The 15,270-nt window shown below is 33.2% G+C and carries 15 protein-coding genes; all 15 read left to right on the top strand.

Annotation, left to right across the window (positions count from 1 at the left end; translation table 11 throughout):
- Positions 1-381 precede the first annotated feature (381 nt).
- The gene (locus tag EHE19_RS14945; RefSeq protein WP_137696908.1) at positions 382-1,539 is read left to right on the top strand and encodes a nucleotidyltransferase domain-containing protein; all 1,158 of its coding nucleotides are present in this window, start codon (positions 382-384) and stop codon (positions 1,537-1,539) included.
- A 24-nt stretch (positions 1,540-1,563) separates the two neighbouring features.
- A complete protein-coding gene (locus EHE19_RS14940) occupies positions 1,564-2,439 on the top strand; it encodes a fumarate hydratase (protein WP_137696907.1) in 876 nt (291 codons plus the stop codon).
- A 16-nt stretch (positions 2,440-2,455) separates the two neighbouring features.
- On the top strand, positions 2,456-3,070 hold the full coding sequence (locus EHE19_RS14935; protein WP_137696906.1) for a FumA C-terminus/TtdB family hydratase beta subunit: 615 nt from the start codon (positions 2,456-2,458) through the stop codon (positions 3,068-3,070).
- Positions 3,071-3,077: 7 nt separating this feature from the next.
- The gene (locus EHE19_RS14930) at positions 3,078-3,776 is read left to right on the top strand and encodes a dTMP kinase (RefSeq protein WP_137696905.1); all 699 of its coding nucleotides are present in this window, start codon (positions 3,078-3,080) and stop codon (positions 3,774-3,776) included.
- 225 nt (positions 3,777-4,001) lie between these two features.
- Positions 4,002-4,646: an L-threonylcarbamoyladenylate synthase gene (locus EHE19_RS14925; protein ID WP_137696904.1), complete on the top strand. Its 645-nt coding sequence runs from the start codon at positions 4,002-4,004 to the stop codon at positions 4,644-4,646.
- 1 nt (position 4,647) lies between these two features.
- A complete protein-coding gene (locus EHE19_RS14920; protein WP_137696903.1) occupies positions 4,648-5,421 on the top strand; it encodes an alpha/beta fold hydrolase in 774 nt (257 codons plus the stop codon).
- A 183-nt stretch (positions 5,422-5,604) separates the two neighbouring features.
- Complete coding sequence (locus tag EHE19_RS14915; protein ID WP_137696902.1) at positions 5,605-6,624, top strand: BtrH N-terminal domain-containing protein; 1,020 nt, start codon at positions 5,605-5,607, stop codon at positions 6,622-6,624.
- 75 nt (positions 6,625-6,699) lie between these two features.
- Positions 6,700-8,259 (top strand): hypothetical protein, encoded by a 1,560-nt coding sequence (locus EHE19_RS14910; RefSeq protein WP_137696901.1) that lies wholly within the window; start codon positions 6,700-6,702, stop codon positions 8,257-8,259.
- Positions 8,260-8,485: 226 nt separating this feature from the next.
- Entirely contained in the window at positions 8,486-9,601 is a 1,116-nt protein-coding gene (locus EHE19_RS14905; protein ID WP_137696900.1) for a hypothetical protein, read from the top strand.
- 524 nt (positions 9,602-10,125) lie between these two features.
- Positions 10,126-11,589 carry an aminotransferase class V-fold PLP-dependent enzyme gene (locus tag EHE19_RS14900; RefSeq protein WP_137696899.1) on the top strand — a complete coding sequence of 488 codons (1,464 nt, stop codon included), beginning with the start codon at positions 10,126-10,128 and terminating at the stop codon, positions 11,587-11,589.
- Positions 11,590-11,871: 282 nt separating this feature from the next.
- On the top strand, positions 11,872-12,924 hold the full coding sequence (locus tag EHE19_RS14895; protein WP_137696898.1) for an energy-coupling factor ABC transporter permease: 1,053 nt from the start codon (positions 11,872-11,874) through the stop codon (positions 12,922-12,924).
- A 65-nt stretch (positions 12,925-12,989) separates the two neighbouring features.
- The gene (gene cbiQ, locus EHE19_RS14890; protein WP_137696897.1) at positions 12,990-13,793 is read left to right on the top strand and encodes a cobalt ECF transporter T component CbiQ; all 804 of its coding nucleotides are present in this window, start codon (positions 12,990-12,992) and stop codon (positions 13,791-13,793) included.
- Positions 13,794-13,800: 7 nt separating this feature from the next.
- A complete protein-coding gene (locus tag EHE19_RS14885; protein ID WP_137696896.1) occupies positions 13,801-14,565 on the top strand; it encodes an energy-coupling factor ABC transporter ATP-binding protein in 765 nt (254 codons plus the stop codon).
- Positions 14,566-14,584: 19 nt separating this feature from the next.
- On the top strand, positions 14,585-15,007 hold the full coding sequence (locus tag EHE19_RS14880) for a DUF3842 family protein (protein ID WP_137696895.1): 423 nt from the start codon (positions 14,585-14,587) through the stop codon (positions 15,005-15,007).
- A complete protein-coding gene (locus EHE19_RS14875) occupies positions 15,000-15,191 on the top strand; it encodes a CooT family nickel-binding protein (RefSeq protein ID WP_137696894.1) in 192 nt (63 codons plus the stop codon). Before EHE19_RS14880 ends, EHE19_RS14875 begins: the two co-directional genes overlap by 8 nt.
- The last annotated feature ends 79 nt before the right edge of the window (positions 15,192-15,270 follow it).

Genomic DNA, 15,270 nt, shown 5'->3' with positions numbered 1-15,270 from the left:
GAGACAATCTCACAGCCTAAAAGCAAAATCGGCAACCGTTACTGCGGATGTTGGGGACATTACTTATCTAATTATTTTAACTCAATAAAGTGATATCTCGTTAAAGCATGATATATTCTCTTGTTTTCTGTGGTTTTCAAACCTATCCCAGCTTAAGGCAAGCGTAATTTAAGTTCGGAATACATGCCTAAAGATTACAACTTTTGATATGGGATAAGAAATACTGATTGCATGTAATATTAATGGGATACCTGAAACGTAGATAAATTAATTAATGAGGTTTTAAAAATAGATGAAATAGTGTTAAGTTTTGAAATATAGCAAATGGAGGCTCTCTGAGTTTTCATTAGTGTACTGAATTATATAGAGGGGGAATCTAATATGCCGCAAAGTGTAAAAGAATTGACAAAGGAAAGACAATTGATATTACTGTGCTCAAGGGGCGTGCTAAAGGAAGAGCACATAGAAGAAATTAAAACTATTATGGATGGAAATCTTGATTGGAAAGAGATATTGTACCAAGGAATAACCCACAGAACATTAAATATCATGTATTACCATTTAAAGAATCTCGGACTTACAGATAAAGTAGAAGAAGAAGTACTAAAAGCTATGAAGACACAGAGTAAGGTATATGCAATAAGAAATAAATCATACTTTGAAGAGATAAAGGTTATATTTGACAAACTGAATGAAAATGGTATTCGTGTTGCAATTCTAAAAGGAAACTTCCTAGCGTCAAAGGTTTATCCTTCAGTTGAAACTAGAACATTTAATGATCTTGACTTCCTGATTGATGTAAGGGATGGAGACAAAATAGTAAAGATTTTAGAAGACTTAGGTTATGTGCAGGGTGAAGTAAATGAAAATGGAGATATAATACCAAGTACAAGAAAGCAAAAGATGCTTCAACAACTAGCCTCAAATGAACTTCAAGAATGTCTTAAAAAGACAGATAATCCTTTCACACCAATGTTCCAAGTGGATTTAAATTTTGATGTGCTCTGGAAAGGAAATTGTCCTTGTAAAATAGATACACCTGAATTGCTTGAAAGAGCTATAGAAGTTGATATTGACGGTGCAAAGACACTTATTCTTGACTATGAAGATTTCTTAATACAATTAGCGTGCCATTTATATAAAGAAGCAGCTTTGCTGCACTGGATAAGTGACCTGAGAGATCTTAAAATATATAAGTTTGCAGACATATTAATGTTCGTTGAAAAATTCTCAGACAAAATCAATTGGGACAAGCTAGTATCCTTTAGTAAAAGGGTAGGATGTGAAAGTATAGTTTACTATGCGTTCTATTACGTAAACCTAATGTATGGAGAAGTAATTCCAGAGAATGTTATGAAAGAATTAGAACCTGAAAACAAGGATTACCTTGATGAGTACGGTATTGAGAATGAAAAGCCGTCTAAATGGCAGTTTGACTTCTTTACCAGAATGTTTGAGACAAGCAGAGTATTAGATGTAAGTGAGGAGATGCTTTCAAACACAAAAAGATTCTGGGATACAAAGAAACAGTCAACCTAATTTTTTATTGAGGGAGGATTATGTATGGATTATAGACAGATTTTGAGAGATTTGATTTTTAGAATTTCATATGAAGTTTCAGATGATTGTCGTTGCCTTTTAGACAAAGCAGTTGAGACAGAAACAGATGAATCATCGAAAATGATACTTGAAACTATTGTAGAAAATGTAAATATCGCAAGGGAATGTAAACAAGCTTTATGTCAATCCCCAGGGTACCTAACTACATATGTAACTTTTGGAGATGATTTCTTTATTCCGGATTTGGAAGAAATATTAAGGGAAGCTGTAATAGATGCAACTAAGGCAGGTTACTTGCGTCCTAGTATGGTTGACCCGCTTACACGTGTAAACAGTGGCGACAACAGCGGTCGTGGAGTGCCAAACATGGAGTATGAGCATAAGAAGGGTATCGATTATATTGAAATAATCCCAAGTATAAAGGGTTGTGGTATAGAACTATACAACAAAGTTAAAGTATTCACTATTGCTGAAATGGGTGAGAATTTTGAAGGTATCAAGAAATTCGTACTCGAATGTGTTGTTGAAGCTGGTGGTACAGCATGTCTGCCATCTGCAATTGGTATAGGTATAGGTGGTCAATTGGACGTTGCTGCAAAGCTTAGCAGAAGAGCAATGAGCCTAAGAGGGTGGATGCAGAGAAATGAGGACGAGCGCTTGGCACAACTGGAAGAGGAACTGCTTGAGGCAATAAATTCGCTTAACATTGGCTCGGGTGGTACAGGCGGTAAAGTAACCACACTCGGAGTTAATATTGAAATTGCGGCTACCCATACAACACTCTGTCCTGTCGCTATCAACTTTCACTGTTGGGTGGCTCGAAGAGCGGGCATAAGGATTTATAAGGATGGAAGAGTGGAAGAATTAAGCTTTATGTAATAAAGGAGGGATTTACATGAAAACCTACTATTTGAATACTCCTCTAAAGGATGAGGATATTGCAAAGCTTGAAGCGGGAGACACAGTTTACCTGAGTGGAAAACTGTATACGGCAAGGGACATGGCTCATTATAAACTTAAAAAACTCAATGACAGTAATGAAAAGTTTGATGAAGACCTTAATGGACAAGCTATATTTCATGCAGGCCCAATTATTAATGTAAATAAGGAAAGTGGGGAATATAAAGTAATTTCTATTGGCCCTACCAGCAGCATAAGAATGGATCCATACACTGACATGGTTGGTAAAATGGGTGTAAAAGTACTTATTGGGAAAGGCGGTATGAGCAATTCGACTACTGAAGCCATGAAAAAGCACACAATGGTATATCTTCTTGCTGCCCACGGCTGTGCTGCTGTGCACACTAAAAGGATTACCAAGGTTACCAATCAGTATTGGATGGATGAAATAGGTATGCCTGAAGCCATGTGGGTTTTGGAATGCGATAATTTTGGTCCATTGATTGTAGGTATTGACTCCAAAGGCAGAAATCTATTTGAGGAAACAAGAAAAAATTCCAAAGATATGATTGAAGCTATTAGTAAACAAACAAATTGTAAAAATAAGTAGTTCCGCTATGAATAAGTATATATATAAAACCAATACTCAAAAAGGTGTTTTAATAGCCTTTGAAGGAATTAGCGGTTCAGGAAAAAGTGAAAGTATTACAAAGATATACAATCACCTAAGCAAGCAAAACAATGTGCAGATAGTTGAGTGGAATTCAAATGAAAAAATCAGAAGCTTTATTAAAGTACTCTGCAATTATAAAGTACTGACATCAACTATATACAGTATATTGCAGTGGATTAGTTTTTTCATTGACTATTTTACAAGGATATTACCTGCTCTTAACAAAGGGAATATAGTTATAGCAGACAGGTATGTATACACGGCATTAACCCGTGATATTGTTAACGGTGCAAAGGTTGTTCCTAGCAAGTACCTTTGTTCCCTTGTAAGAAAGCCAGATATACTATTCTTTTATGATACAAATTGTGAATTGTGTTATGAAAGAATACTTACGAGAGGTAAGGCTTTATTTCATACAAATAAGTACATAAAATGCAGCAAGCTTCTGAAAAACAAGAATTTGTATTACCTAAAGAAGCTGCGAGGTGAATATATCAAGCTTTTGCAAAAAAGTAGCATTATTGGTCAGACAAATGTTGTTATTGTAAAAAACGATGAGCTTAATGTGATTAAAATACTGGACCAATATTTAAAGTTAAAATACGGAGAGAACTTTAAAAGTCAGGAACAGTTTATTAATTAAGTATTTGTCGGTGGTAAAGGTTGAATATAACGAGGCAAAAAATGTCCGGTGCTTCTATAAGTGTTGAACACCACTTTGCTTTTTTGGTCGGTGGAAGTATCTTTTGCCTCGTTTATATACCGCTGATTTTATGGAAATTTAGCAGTAGAAAAACTTCTTATAAAAATTCGTTTTCATTTAGATGCAATAAAAAAGATACAAATTTTACAGTAAGGGGGAGTCGTAGTGTATAAAGTTTTAAAACCATGTGCAGAAACATATAAATTAGCCGGTGAGGCTATAAAAATGGGAAAGGTTATTGTTGTTCCTACAGATGCAGTTTATGCAGTAGTGTGTGATGCTTTCAACAAAGAAGCTGTTGAGAGACTTAGAGAGATCCGTCAGAGCCCTCAAGATAAGCCATTATCATTAATTATAGATAAAAAGGATATAGATAAATATTGTCATATAAAAAATGAGTACTATAAAAATATTATCGATGCATTACTCCCAGGTAAAGTTAGTTTCCTCATGCATAAAAAAGGTGATATTTTTACAGATGCAGTTCCAAATAGCGATGCTATATGTGTTTTTTGGCAGAATAACGAGACTAAAGGAGTTTATGAGGAAAGCGGTACTGTGCTTGCAATTTCATCTGCAAACAAGGCAGGACTTCCTGAAGCTACCACTCTTGAACAGGCCATAGAGTTTTTTAAAGATGAAGTTGAACTATTTATTGACAGTGGAGAGGAACGAGGCAATAAAGGTACAACGCAGTTAGATATAAGGAATGACGACATCAGTATTATGAGAGAGTCACCAATGTTCCCGCTGGTTGAAATAAACAAGGTTTTGGAAGCAAAAGGGATACCAGCCTTAAGGAAGGTATAATATGAGTTTCTTTAAATATAATGACATAAATATTTTTTACGAAGTTACTGGAAATGGTGGAGAATGTATGATACTTATCCACGGCTTAGGTTCATCCAGCAAGGTTTATAGCAATATAACAAAATATGATTTCTTTACAAAGAATTTTAAGTGTTTGTTTATAGACCTTGTTGGATATGGTAACTCAGACAAACCGATGGAATTTGATTATTCTCTTAAATCCCAAGCCGTAGCATGTCTTCAGTTAATTGAATACTTGGGTATAAATAGCACTCATATAATTGCTCATTCAATGGGAGGGGTTATAGCCCAGTATATATGCGAAAACATGAAAGTAAAATCATTTATTAACTGTGAAGGAAACCTTACCTTGGACGACTGCAAGCTGTCAGCCTCTATTTATAATGTGGGGGGAGAAGCATTTAGACGGGGTGGCTTCAAATTCTTAAAAAATAATTACCGAGAACTCCCATTTTATGAGAGTCTTTGCATGACAAATGCTTATGTTATGTATGAGTCTTCAAGAAATTTAGTTGAAGCATGTAAAACCGATAATATCCTTGAGCGGTATATCAAGCTTGATACTGAAAAAATGTATATCTACGGTGAGCGAAACCTTGGGAAAAGGCGGTCTCAAGAGTATCTGCAAGACAAGGGCATAGTTATAAAATATATCAAAGACAGTGGACATAATATGATAGAAGAAAACCCATATGATTTTTATGAAACTATTATTGAGTATTTCTCTAACTCAAATATTTTTAAACCATTATAAAGAAGAGAAATGCTTTATTTGTTAATGCAAAAAATCATAAATTTTAATATGACTGACACCTTTGCTTTCTAGGCCAATACGTACTTTCAAGAATTTTATTTTAAGTTTCGACTTAAATTTCAATTTAAGTTTCAAATGTTTGGATTTTGATATTTATAATTTTTTAGCAATAAGGGGGTTATTATGAAACATATAATACCTGGTTTGGAAACGCGCGCAAAAGATGGTGTGTTTTGTTTGTTTTCAGCGATAGAAGACACATTAAGGTATCAAAAATATGACTTATCATGTGTCGATATATTTATGCTGTGCAACGGATTTAATGTGGAATACCAATCAGACTTGAATTATGTAGGATACAGTGGTCTTGATAATGTTATAGAAAATATAGCAAAAGAAAACCTCTTTAAAGTAAATATGTGTTACAAGCTGCAGGATAAGGATGAACTTTTTCAAAAGGCTTGCAATGCGGTACTTGATAACCATGTTGTCATCCTGTTTGTAGGAACTGAGAACTTAAATTACAGTGATGCCTTTAGGGAGATAAGCGATGAAAACAGAGGACATTGTATTCTTATGTATGGTATAGACTCTGAAGAAGGCATGGTGTATGTTGCAGACTCATATTTCAAAGATTCCTCTGGAAGGATGAAAGAATACCAAGGTCCTGCTTCAATTGAAGACATTAGAAAAAGTATTTTTGGATTTGTGTGGTTTGATACTGATAAAGCATCAAAACTTATAAATAAGAAGATGGTTCTTGATATTACTATTAATAATTTGAGAACTTTTTTGGAAGGGGTTACAACTGAAAATAAGTTTTTCGGAAATCTTGCGTTTAAAAAGTATGCTTTTGATTTGTATAAATTGGAAAACCTTGATGAAGATTCATTTGCAAAGGCATGTATAGATATAAATTTCAATATTAAAGTTCGGAGTGCAATAGTAATTATTGATAATATGATAAGCTTCATCCGTAATAATGAGGATTTCCAAATAGAAGGCTATGATACCATTTTGGAAGAACTTCAAATTTTAAGACGTGAATGGGAAAAGGTTGCCCTTAATGCAACTAAGGCTGGCTTGACCAAGAGAAAAAGAATGATACCTGCTATATGCGAAATGGCAAATAATACGATACAGATACAGGATAAGACATTTGGTAGCTACTTACAGTATCTTGAGAAAATTAAGATAATGTAAGTTTGGTTATGTTCTACTATCTTCGATGTATATGGCTGCTTAGAAAAGCACCAAAATCAAAATTGGAGGTATAAAATGAGAAAATCACTGGACATTGATATGTATAAAAATGGCTTTGGTGCTCAGCATATTAGCTGTGTATACGGACCTATTGCTGCTAGCGCAGGGCACTTCAACTATAATAATTATTTTTATTTTTGCTATTTACATGCTATTTTGAATAATACTGAAGAACGGAGAGATTTAGGTCTCAAAGGTAATGCAAACAGAATATTGAGTTATATGGGGCTAGAATTGCAGAGTATAGATTGTTCTGGATACACTCCTGAAGAAACTGTGAACAGAATTTCAGAGGAGATACTTGGAGGGTGGCCTGTTATTCTAGTGGTAAAATACAACTCGCTTTTCTACAACAAATACTATAAAGACAGCACATTTACTCTGAATCATGCCATTATTGTAAATGAGTACGGAGAAAATAATAGGACATTTGGTATAAAAGAAGCATCCTTATTGAGAGATACAGTTAATGCTTATGAAAATTCAGATGTATTTTTCCCACTACAAGTAACCTTTGATATGTTAAAAGATATATATGATGAATCAAACAAGCAATTTATTAAGGGAAACCAGATATTTGCCAACAATATATATTCTATGCGAAAGATTGATGAAATCAATATTGATACAAATGATGTAATCAATATTTCATTGTCGCTTTTTCAGGACTATAAGAATGACTTGATAAATATCATTAATTCCTACAATGAACGAATTAAAGAATTTGCCATATACATAGAAAATACAAGGCGCCGGTTTTGCGGTTGTATAAGGCCAATATTCCACCTTTTATATGAACATTGCAAACAAAGAAATCTTGATACTGATTTGACAAAAAATGCTGAAAAAAGCATAGAAGAAATTAGAAAAAACGTACTTAATATATTGTATAAAGCCAGCATTACAGGCACAAAAATTACCAAGGAGAAACAGGACACCTTATGCAGTATGGTTTTAGACAGTGATGAAAAGCTTATTAATTTGATTAAGAGTTTATATGTCAATGAAATAAAGAAAAATCAGATAAACTATTATGTAGATTTGACAAAGTATTATAATAATCAGGCATTTGAAGAAACCCTGAATGACAATTCTACTGCTGATATCACCGGTCAGGGAACGCATTACATAATGCAGGATGTTGTGATAAATGAGGAATGGAAGAAAGGTGGATATAGTTTTATATACCGATATTCTGCTGGAAAAATGGACAATATCAGCTGTGAAAGCCAGATAATTTGGATTCCCAATATTAATGCCAGATATATTAGTATATTGGGATGCGCTGAATTTGGAAATTATAGGGAAGAGATAGAGATTGAGTTCTCAGATGGAACAAAGCAAAGTATTACAGCAGATTTTACTGATTTTTATCAATCAGCTATTTATGAAGAAGAAATATATTGGATTGGAGCAGCTGCTGAGAGAAAAAACGGTAAGACAAATTATCAAAATTTTAATGCAAGGCTTTTTGCAAAACGATATCCTATTAAATCTGGCCGTGTTGCAAAGCTGACTTTACCCCGAAGAAGAAATGTTCATATATTTGCATTGACACTTACTGACGAGGTGTAAGCATAAAATATGAATGCTATTTAACAGATAATATTATGAATGATATTAATACTGCTAGAAATTTTTGAATTAAATATTTGAGTCATTAATTTAAAAGTTTATTAATTATTCATTTAAAGGGGGGCAACATGACCTTCCCTGACAGTCCATCACTGCAGAATAGTATATTAAATTACGTACATATATGAATGACTAGAAAAGAGACGATATGAAGGGAGTTTTGCATATGAAAAATGAAAGTTGTATTTTACCTGTGGTTTACCCACCAATAAACGGCTATCCACATAAAGGGGCTTTATTTTCAATGCTTATGGCAAGAGAAGAGTGTAAACCATGGGTGTTTAATAACTTTATACAGGTGTATACATTAAAAGATCTTTGTAATAAAGGAGTTAGAACAGGAACTGTTGATTTCTTTTATAATTTATATGGTGACTGGACTCACTTTTATTTAAAATCAAATCCATGGATTAAATTCAGTTCAATGCCATACGATTTTTTAAAACTAATAAAAACAGATATTATTGACTTTATTAAAACTTGTATTAATAAAAACTTATACCTCTTTTTTGACATTGATATGTATTATATATCTGCCTATAAGATGCATTATAATAAGACCCATTTTCTACATGAAATTTTCATATATGGATATGATGATGATAAAAAAATATTTTACATGGGGGATAATACAACTGGCAAATATACTCTCGATCAGGTAACATATGATGAGATTATAACAAGTACTAACGTAATTTTGGATTTGTATCGAGATGATAACGAAGATGCAGAGTTATATAAATATAAAGAGAAAGCCATATATATGATGTGTGTCACAAAAAATGTGGAGAGGAACTGGCAAGATCCCTCTTTCTCTAAAGATATATTTGAAGTTAATATTAAAAAAATAATCAACGATTTAAAAGAATATTTGCTTTTGGATAATTATGCCGAAGGCTATAGATATAGTAATTACTATGTTTTTGGTATAGATTGCTATAATGAATTGATGAAATTTGTTCGAAGTGCAATTGAAAATGGTCAGCATGTTGACCGCAGAGCATTTTATTCATTTATAGAGCATAAAAAGCTTATGCTGTTAAGAATGGAGTTTCTAAATGATAAATATAATGATAAATATGATTTAAATCAATTAATTGAGAGATATAGTAATTTAGTAAATGAATTTAATATAATACTGTCAAGTGTATTGAAAGCAAATATGATCAAAGATAATGATTTGTGGGAAAAAATAAATGTAAAACTGAAAGAGTGTAAAGAAGAAGACATAGTGCTAATGAATGAATTTATAAGAATTCTTAGCCAAAGTGAAATTCTTTAAGTGTCAAAGATAAATCTAGTAGTATTTTAAAATAAATTTAAAATTTTAGATTAGCCGTCAATTTGAAGATAATATCTTCGGATTGGCGCTTTTTATTTTGCGATAAATAGCAAGGCTATTAGCGAAAGTTGACAATAGTATGCAGGTGTCAGAGTTGTGGTTAAAAATTAAATTTGCCGCGTATAAAGTAAAATGCTAGAAATCCTGTAGAAATGTTTTTATTGATATCTGAATAATAATATCTGTCTCAAGATAAAACATCAATAATGATTTAACAACACAGGGATAGTTTATTATTTAGATAGTATTATTATTTTGAATAGTGTTTGAATAGCATAACAAGGTAATGGTGGATAATTATTGAAAACAACTGAGGTATATGCTAATATGTACAAAGCACAGTAGACTGGGTATTAAAGTGTTAAATTTTTTAATAAAGTTAAAAGGTTTTATGAATAAGAAACCAGTTCTAAATATTTTGGGATATATAATTAACTAATCTTATAGGAGTAGAAGGTATTGATATGATTTTAGAAGATTATTTTCATGAATTCAGAAGAAATACAATAGGATATAATCATTATTTTGACTCACCCTATGGAAAACAAAAAATTGTGTATGCAGATTGGACTGCAAGCGGACGTTTGTATGGACCAATAGAGACAAGAATTATTAATGAAATTGGTCCATTTGTGGGAAATACTCATTCACAGTCAAGTTTTACCGGCAATGCTATGACAACAGCATACAATTTAGCAAAAGAAAAAATTAAATTACATGTAAATGCAGACGAGAATGATATTATTATCCCTACTGGTTTTGGAATGACATCGGCAGTAAATAAGCTGCAGCGTATTTTGGGATTAAGACTATGTGAAAAATATAGTAGAAAAATTAATATACCTGAAGTATATAGACCAATTGTATTTGTTACTCACATGGAACATAACTCTAATTATATTTCATGGCTGGAAACCACTTCAGATGTAATAATTATTCAGCCTAATTCGGAAGGGAATGTAGATCTGGACTATTTAGAAAGCCAACTAAAGAAATATTCTACAAGGGCTATAAAAATTGGTGCATTTACAGCTTGTTCAAATGTAACTGGAATACAAACACCCTATCATAGTATGGCAAAATTAATGCATATGTATAATGGCTTATGCTTTGTAGATTTTGCAGCATCGGCACCATATGTTGAGATAAACATGCATACTGATAATCCTTTGGAAAAGCTGGATGCAATATATTTCTCACCACACAAATTTTTGGGTGGACCAGGAGCAGCGGGAGTTCTTATTTTAGATTCTAATCTTTTAAATAATGAAGTTCCTGATATACCTGGTGGAGGAACAGTTAACTGGACAAATCCATGGGGTGAAAAAAGTTATGTATTAGATATTGAAACAAGGGAAGATGGGGGGACTCCAGGCTTTCTGCAAATTATAAAAGCTGCATTATGCTTAGAACTAAAAAATAAAATGGACATTCAAAAAATGAACCAGCGAGAAGAAGAAATATTGGATATAGTTTTTAAAAAATTATATGATATTCCGGGGGTTCATATATTAGCAGAAGGTATAAAAAATCGTTTGGCTATTATTTCATTTTATATAGATAAGATACACTATAATTTGATTGTTAAGCTATTGAACGACAGATTTGGTATTCAAACAAGAGGTGGATGTTCTTGTGCTGGTACATATGGTCATTATCTGCTAAATATAGGCATGGAAAAATCAAAAAAAATCACACGGAGAATTGACGGAGGAGATTTGTCAACAAAACCTGGTTGGGTGAGGATGTCCTTTCATCCTACTACAACAGATAACGAGGTGAATTTTATTATAGATGCTATCAGGCAAATAACAATAAATTATTCAAAATGGCAGAAAGATTATGAATATAATTGCAAGACAAATGAATTCACTAATTTATTAAATCAAAACAAAGAGAATATATATGATAAATGGCTTGCCATATAAGTTATATATGAAACAATGTTCAGGAAGTAAAAATCAGAACTTGATGTTTTGAAAGCTGAATAGATTAATTTATTGACTAAATTTAACTAATTTATTTAACTAAGTTTAAGTAAAGAAAATTTTTTTGACAATGTTTATAGATTATGATACTTTATTATTAATTGAGACCAAGAAGGCTCAGCAGTAATTAGATGATTTTAACAAATGTAAAACAGACCCACGAAGGGGCTATGTACTTTATTACCCTTTTTGGGTTATTTATTTTGTAAAGGAGTCGATATTATGCACATGGCTGATGCCTTGATTTCACCAGCAGTTGGTGGAACTATGTTGGCTGTTACCGTCGGAGTTGCAGCTTATTCTGTTAAGAAAATCCAAAATGATATGGATGAAAAGAAAATTCCATTAATGGGAGTCATGGGAGCGTTCGTGTTTGCAGCTCAGATGATTAATTTTTCAATTCCAGGAACTGGTTCAAGTGGACATCTTGGAGGAGGAATACTGCTTGCAATATTATTAGGACCTCAAGCAGGATTCTTAACCATGGCTTCTATACTTCTTATACAGGCGCTATTTTTTGGTGATGGAGGATTACTGGCGTTTGGATGCAACGTATTCAACCTCGGTTTTTACACCTGCTTTATTGCCTACCCTTATATCTATAAGTTTTTTACACGTAAAGGCATTAATGCCAAAAATATTTTTGGAGCTTCGATGGTTTCTGCAATAATTGGTTTGCAATTGGGTGCTTTTAGTGTTGCACTTCAAACTCTTTTATCTGGGAAAACCGAACTTACTTTTGCAAAATTTGTTCTTCTTTTGCAGCCAATACATCTTGCAATTGGTGTGGTTGAAGGCCTTGTAACTTCAGCCATTATAACTTTTGTATGGAAAGCTAGACCTGAAATCTTAGAAAAGGCATACATTGGAGAAGCTCTTGGAAATATATCAATGAAAAAAGTTTTGACTGGACTTATTGTTGCCATTATAATTGTTGGTGGAGCCCTTTCATGGTTTGCTTCTTCAAAACCAGATGGTTTGGAATGGTCTATGGAAAAAACTGCTGGAACAGCAGAGTTGGAAGCAACAGGTGATATATATAGTACTTTGTCTGTAATGCAGAGTAAGACAGTGCTCTTACCAGATTATAGCTTTAAGGCGAGCGAAGCTGAAATGAAAGATGGAACTGCTACAAATGAGGAAGCTTGGCCTGCCGTTAGCGCTGGAACCAGTGTTTCTGGTATTGTTGGTGGTGCAATGACACTTGTATTAGCGACATTTATCGGTTTTGTAATAAGTGTAGTGAAAAGAAGGAATAAAAGAACAGCAAATTAAGTAAATAAACAGGCAGGGTTTATGCTCTGCCTGTTAAAATTTATTTATATAAGGTTTGGTTATTTATGTTAAAACTTATAGATTCAATTTATAATATACGGCTTCTTGATGACTTGGCGCAAAAAAAGACTTCTATACACAAGATTCATCCGCTTGCGAAGCTTTTAACCACATTTGTTTATTTGGCTACTGTTGTATCATTTGGAAAATACCAGATTGAGAACCTTTTAATATATGTTTTTTATCCTGTATTAATTTTAGTATTGGCAGAGTTACCTGTTGTTTCAATTATAAAAAGAGTTTTGCTTGTAGAACCTTTGATTATTGGAATAGGAATATTGAACCCGTTGTTTGACGAATATACTGTTACACTTGGCGAAATTACTATTTCACGTGGATGGATTACATTTCTCTCAATTTTTATTAAATGCAGCTTAACAGTTTTGGTAAGCATATTACTTATTGCAACAACAGGAATGGATAAGCTAGGTTTAGCTTTGAGAATACTAAGAGTTCCTAAAATCTTTGTTTTGCAATTACTATTAACTTACCGGTATATTTATGTCCTTATAGATGAAGTATTCAGAATGCAGAGGGCTTATTCATTGAGAACACCGGGACATAAAGGAATCCATAGAAGTGTTTGGGGGTCTTTTGCAGGACAATTACTGCTAAGAACCTTTGATAGAGCACAACGAGTATACCAGTCAATGTGTTTAAGAGGTTTCACAGGTGAGTATAATATGGGTGATGACTTAAGAATGGGTTTTAAGGATTTTGCTTACTTTTTAGTATGGAGTTTGTTTTTTATAATAGCAAGAATATATAATATCCCTATGATGATAGGTTTATTATTTACAGGAGTGTAAAATATATATGAGTCACCATAAGCTTGAAGCAAAAAACATACATTATTCATATCCAGATGGTCATGAAGCTATTAAGAATATATCCTTTACAATTCATCATGGTGAATCTGTAGGAATTATCGGCTCCAATGGTGCAGGAAAGTCAACTTTGCTAATGCTTTTAATGGGAATCTTTTTTCCAGATGCAGGAGAAGTTTTAGTTGGAGATGTTCGTCTGACAAAAAAAACTCTGCCAATGATACGACAGCGATTGGGTATGGTTTTTCAGGACCCTGATGATCAGTTGTTTATGACAACTGTATATGATGATGTAGCATTTGGACCGAGAAACTACAAGCTAGATGAGAAAGAAGTTGAAAGAAGGGTATTAGAAGCTTTAGAATTGGTTGGAATACCCCATTTAAAAAATAGAGCTCCTTTTAAATTATCTGGTGGAGAAAAAAGGTCTGCGGCTATTGCAACAGTTCTTTCAATGCAACCTGATGTTTTAATTATGGACGAGCCCACATCAGCTCTAGATCCTAAATCAAGGAGGAGAGTTATAAGCTTGTTAAGAAGCTTTGAACATACTAAAATAATAACTAGCCATGATTTAGATATGGTATTTGATATTTGCACAAGGATTATTGTGATTAAAGAGGGGGAAGTAGTTGCAGATGGACCAGCAAATGAGATATTGACAAACGCTGAGTTGCTTAACGACTGTGGGCTAGAAGTACCTCTTTCAATTCAAAATTGTCCTATTTGTGGGCAACCTAAAAATTTAGAATAAACTTGGGATTGGTGATAAAATGCGTATTGCGGTTATTGATGGTCAGGGTGGTGGAATTGGAAAATTAATTGTAGAAAAGCTGAAAACTGCTTTTTCTGAAAAGGTAGATATAGTGGTTTTAGGAACCAATGTGCTGGCTACATCTCTTATGCTTAAGGCAGGTGGAAATGAAGGGGCTTCAGGTGAAAATGCAATAGTAGTAAATGCACCGAAGGTTGATATAATTATAGGAAGTATCGGAATAATAGCTGCAAACTCAATGCTTGGCGAATTAACTCCATTAATGGCAAAAGCTATAGCAGAGAGTCCAGCAAAAAAGATTTTGATTCCTTTAAATAGATGTAATATTGACGTTGTAGGAGTAAATAACCAGCCATTACCGCATTTGGTAGATGAGGCTATAGAACTTATTAAAAAATATAGAGGTGAATATAATGTGTGAAGCAAATGTATATTTGATTGACAAAGAAGGCAAGGAGCAGTTAATTCTTGAATCAGTTGACAAAGTAATACCTAGTGAAGAAGGCGTTTTGTTAGAAAATATTTTCAGCCAAAGAAAAACTGTGAAAGCCAAGATTAAGGAAATGGCTTTAGTAGATCACCGGATTGTATTAGAGGACTTATGATATTTATATAATGACAGATGAACAAAAATAACATATTTGATTATATGGTTTGAGCTTTTATCTCAACTATAGAGGTGGT

This window comes from Ruminiclostridium herbifermentans (assembly GCF_005473905.2).
GTDB lineage: Bacteria > Bacillota > Clostridia > Acetivibrionales > DSM-1351 > Ruminiclostridium > Ruminiclostridium herbifermentans.
The sequence above is the reverse complement of the archived record's forward strand: the minus strand, read 5'-3'. Positions and strand labels throughout refer to the sequence as shown.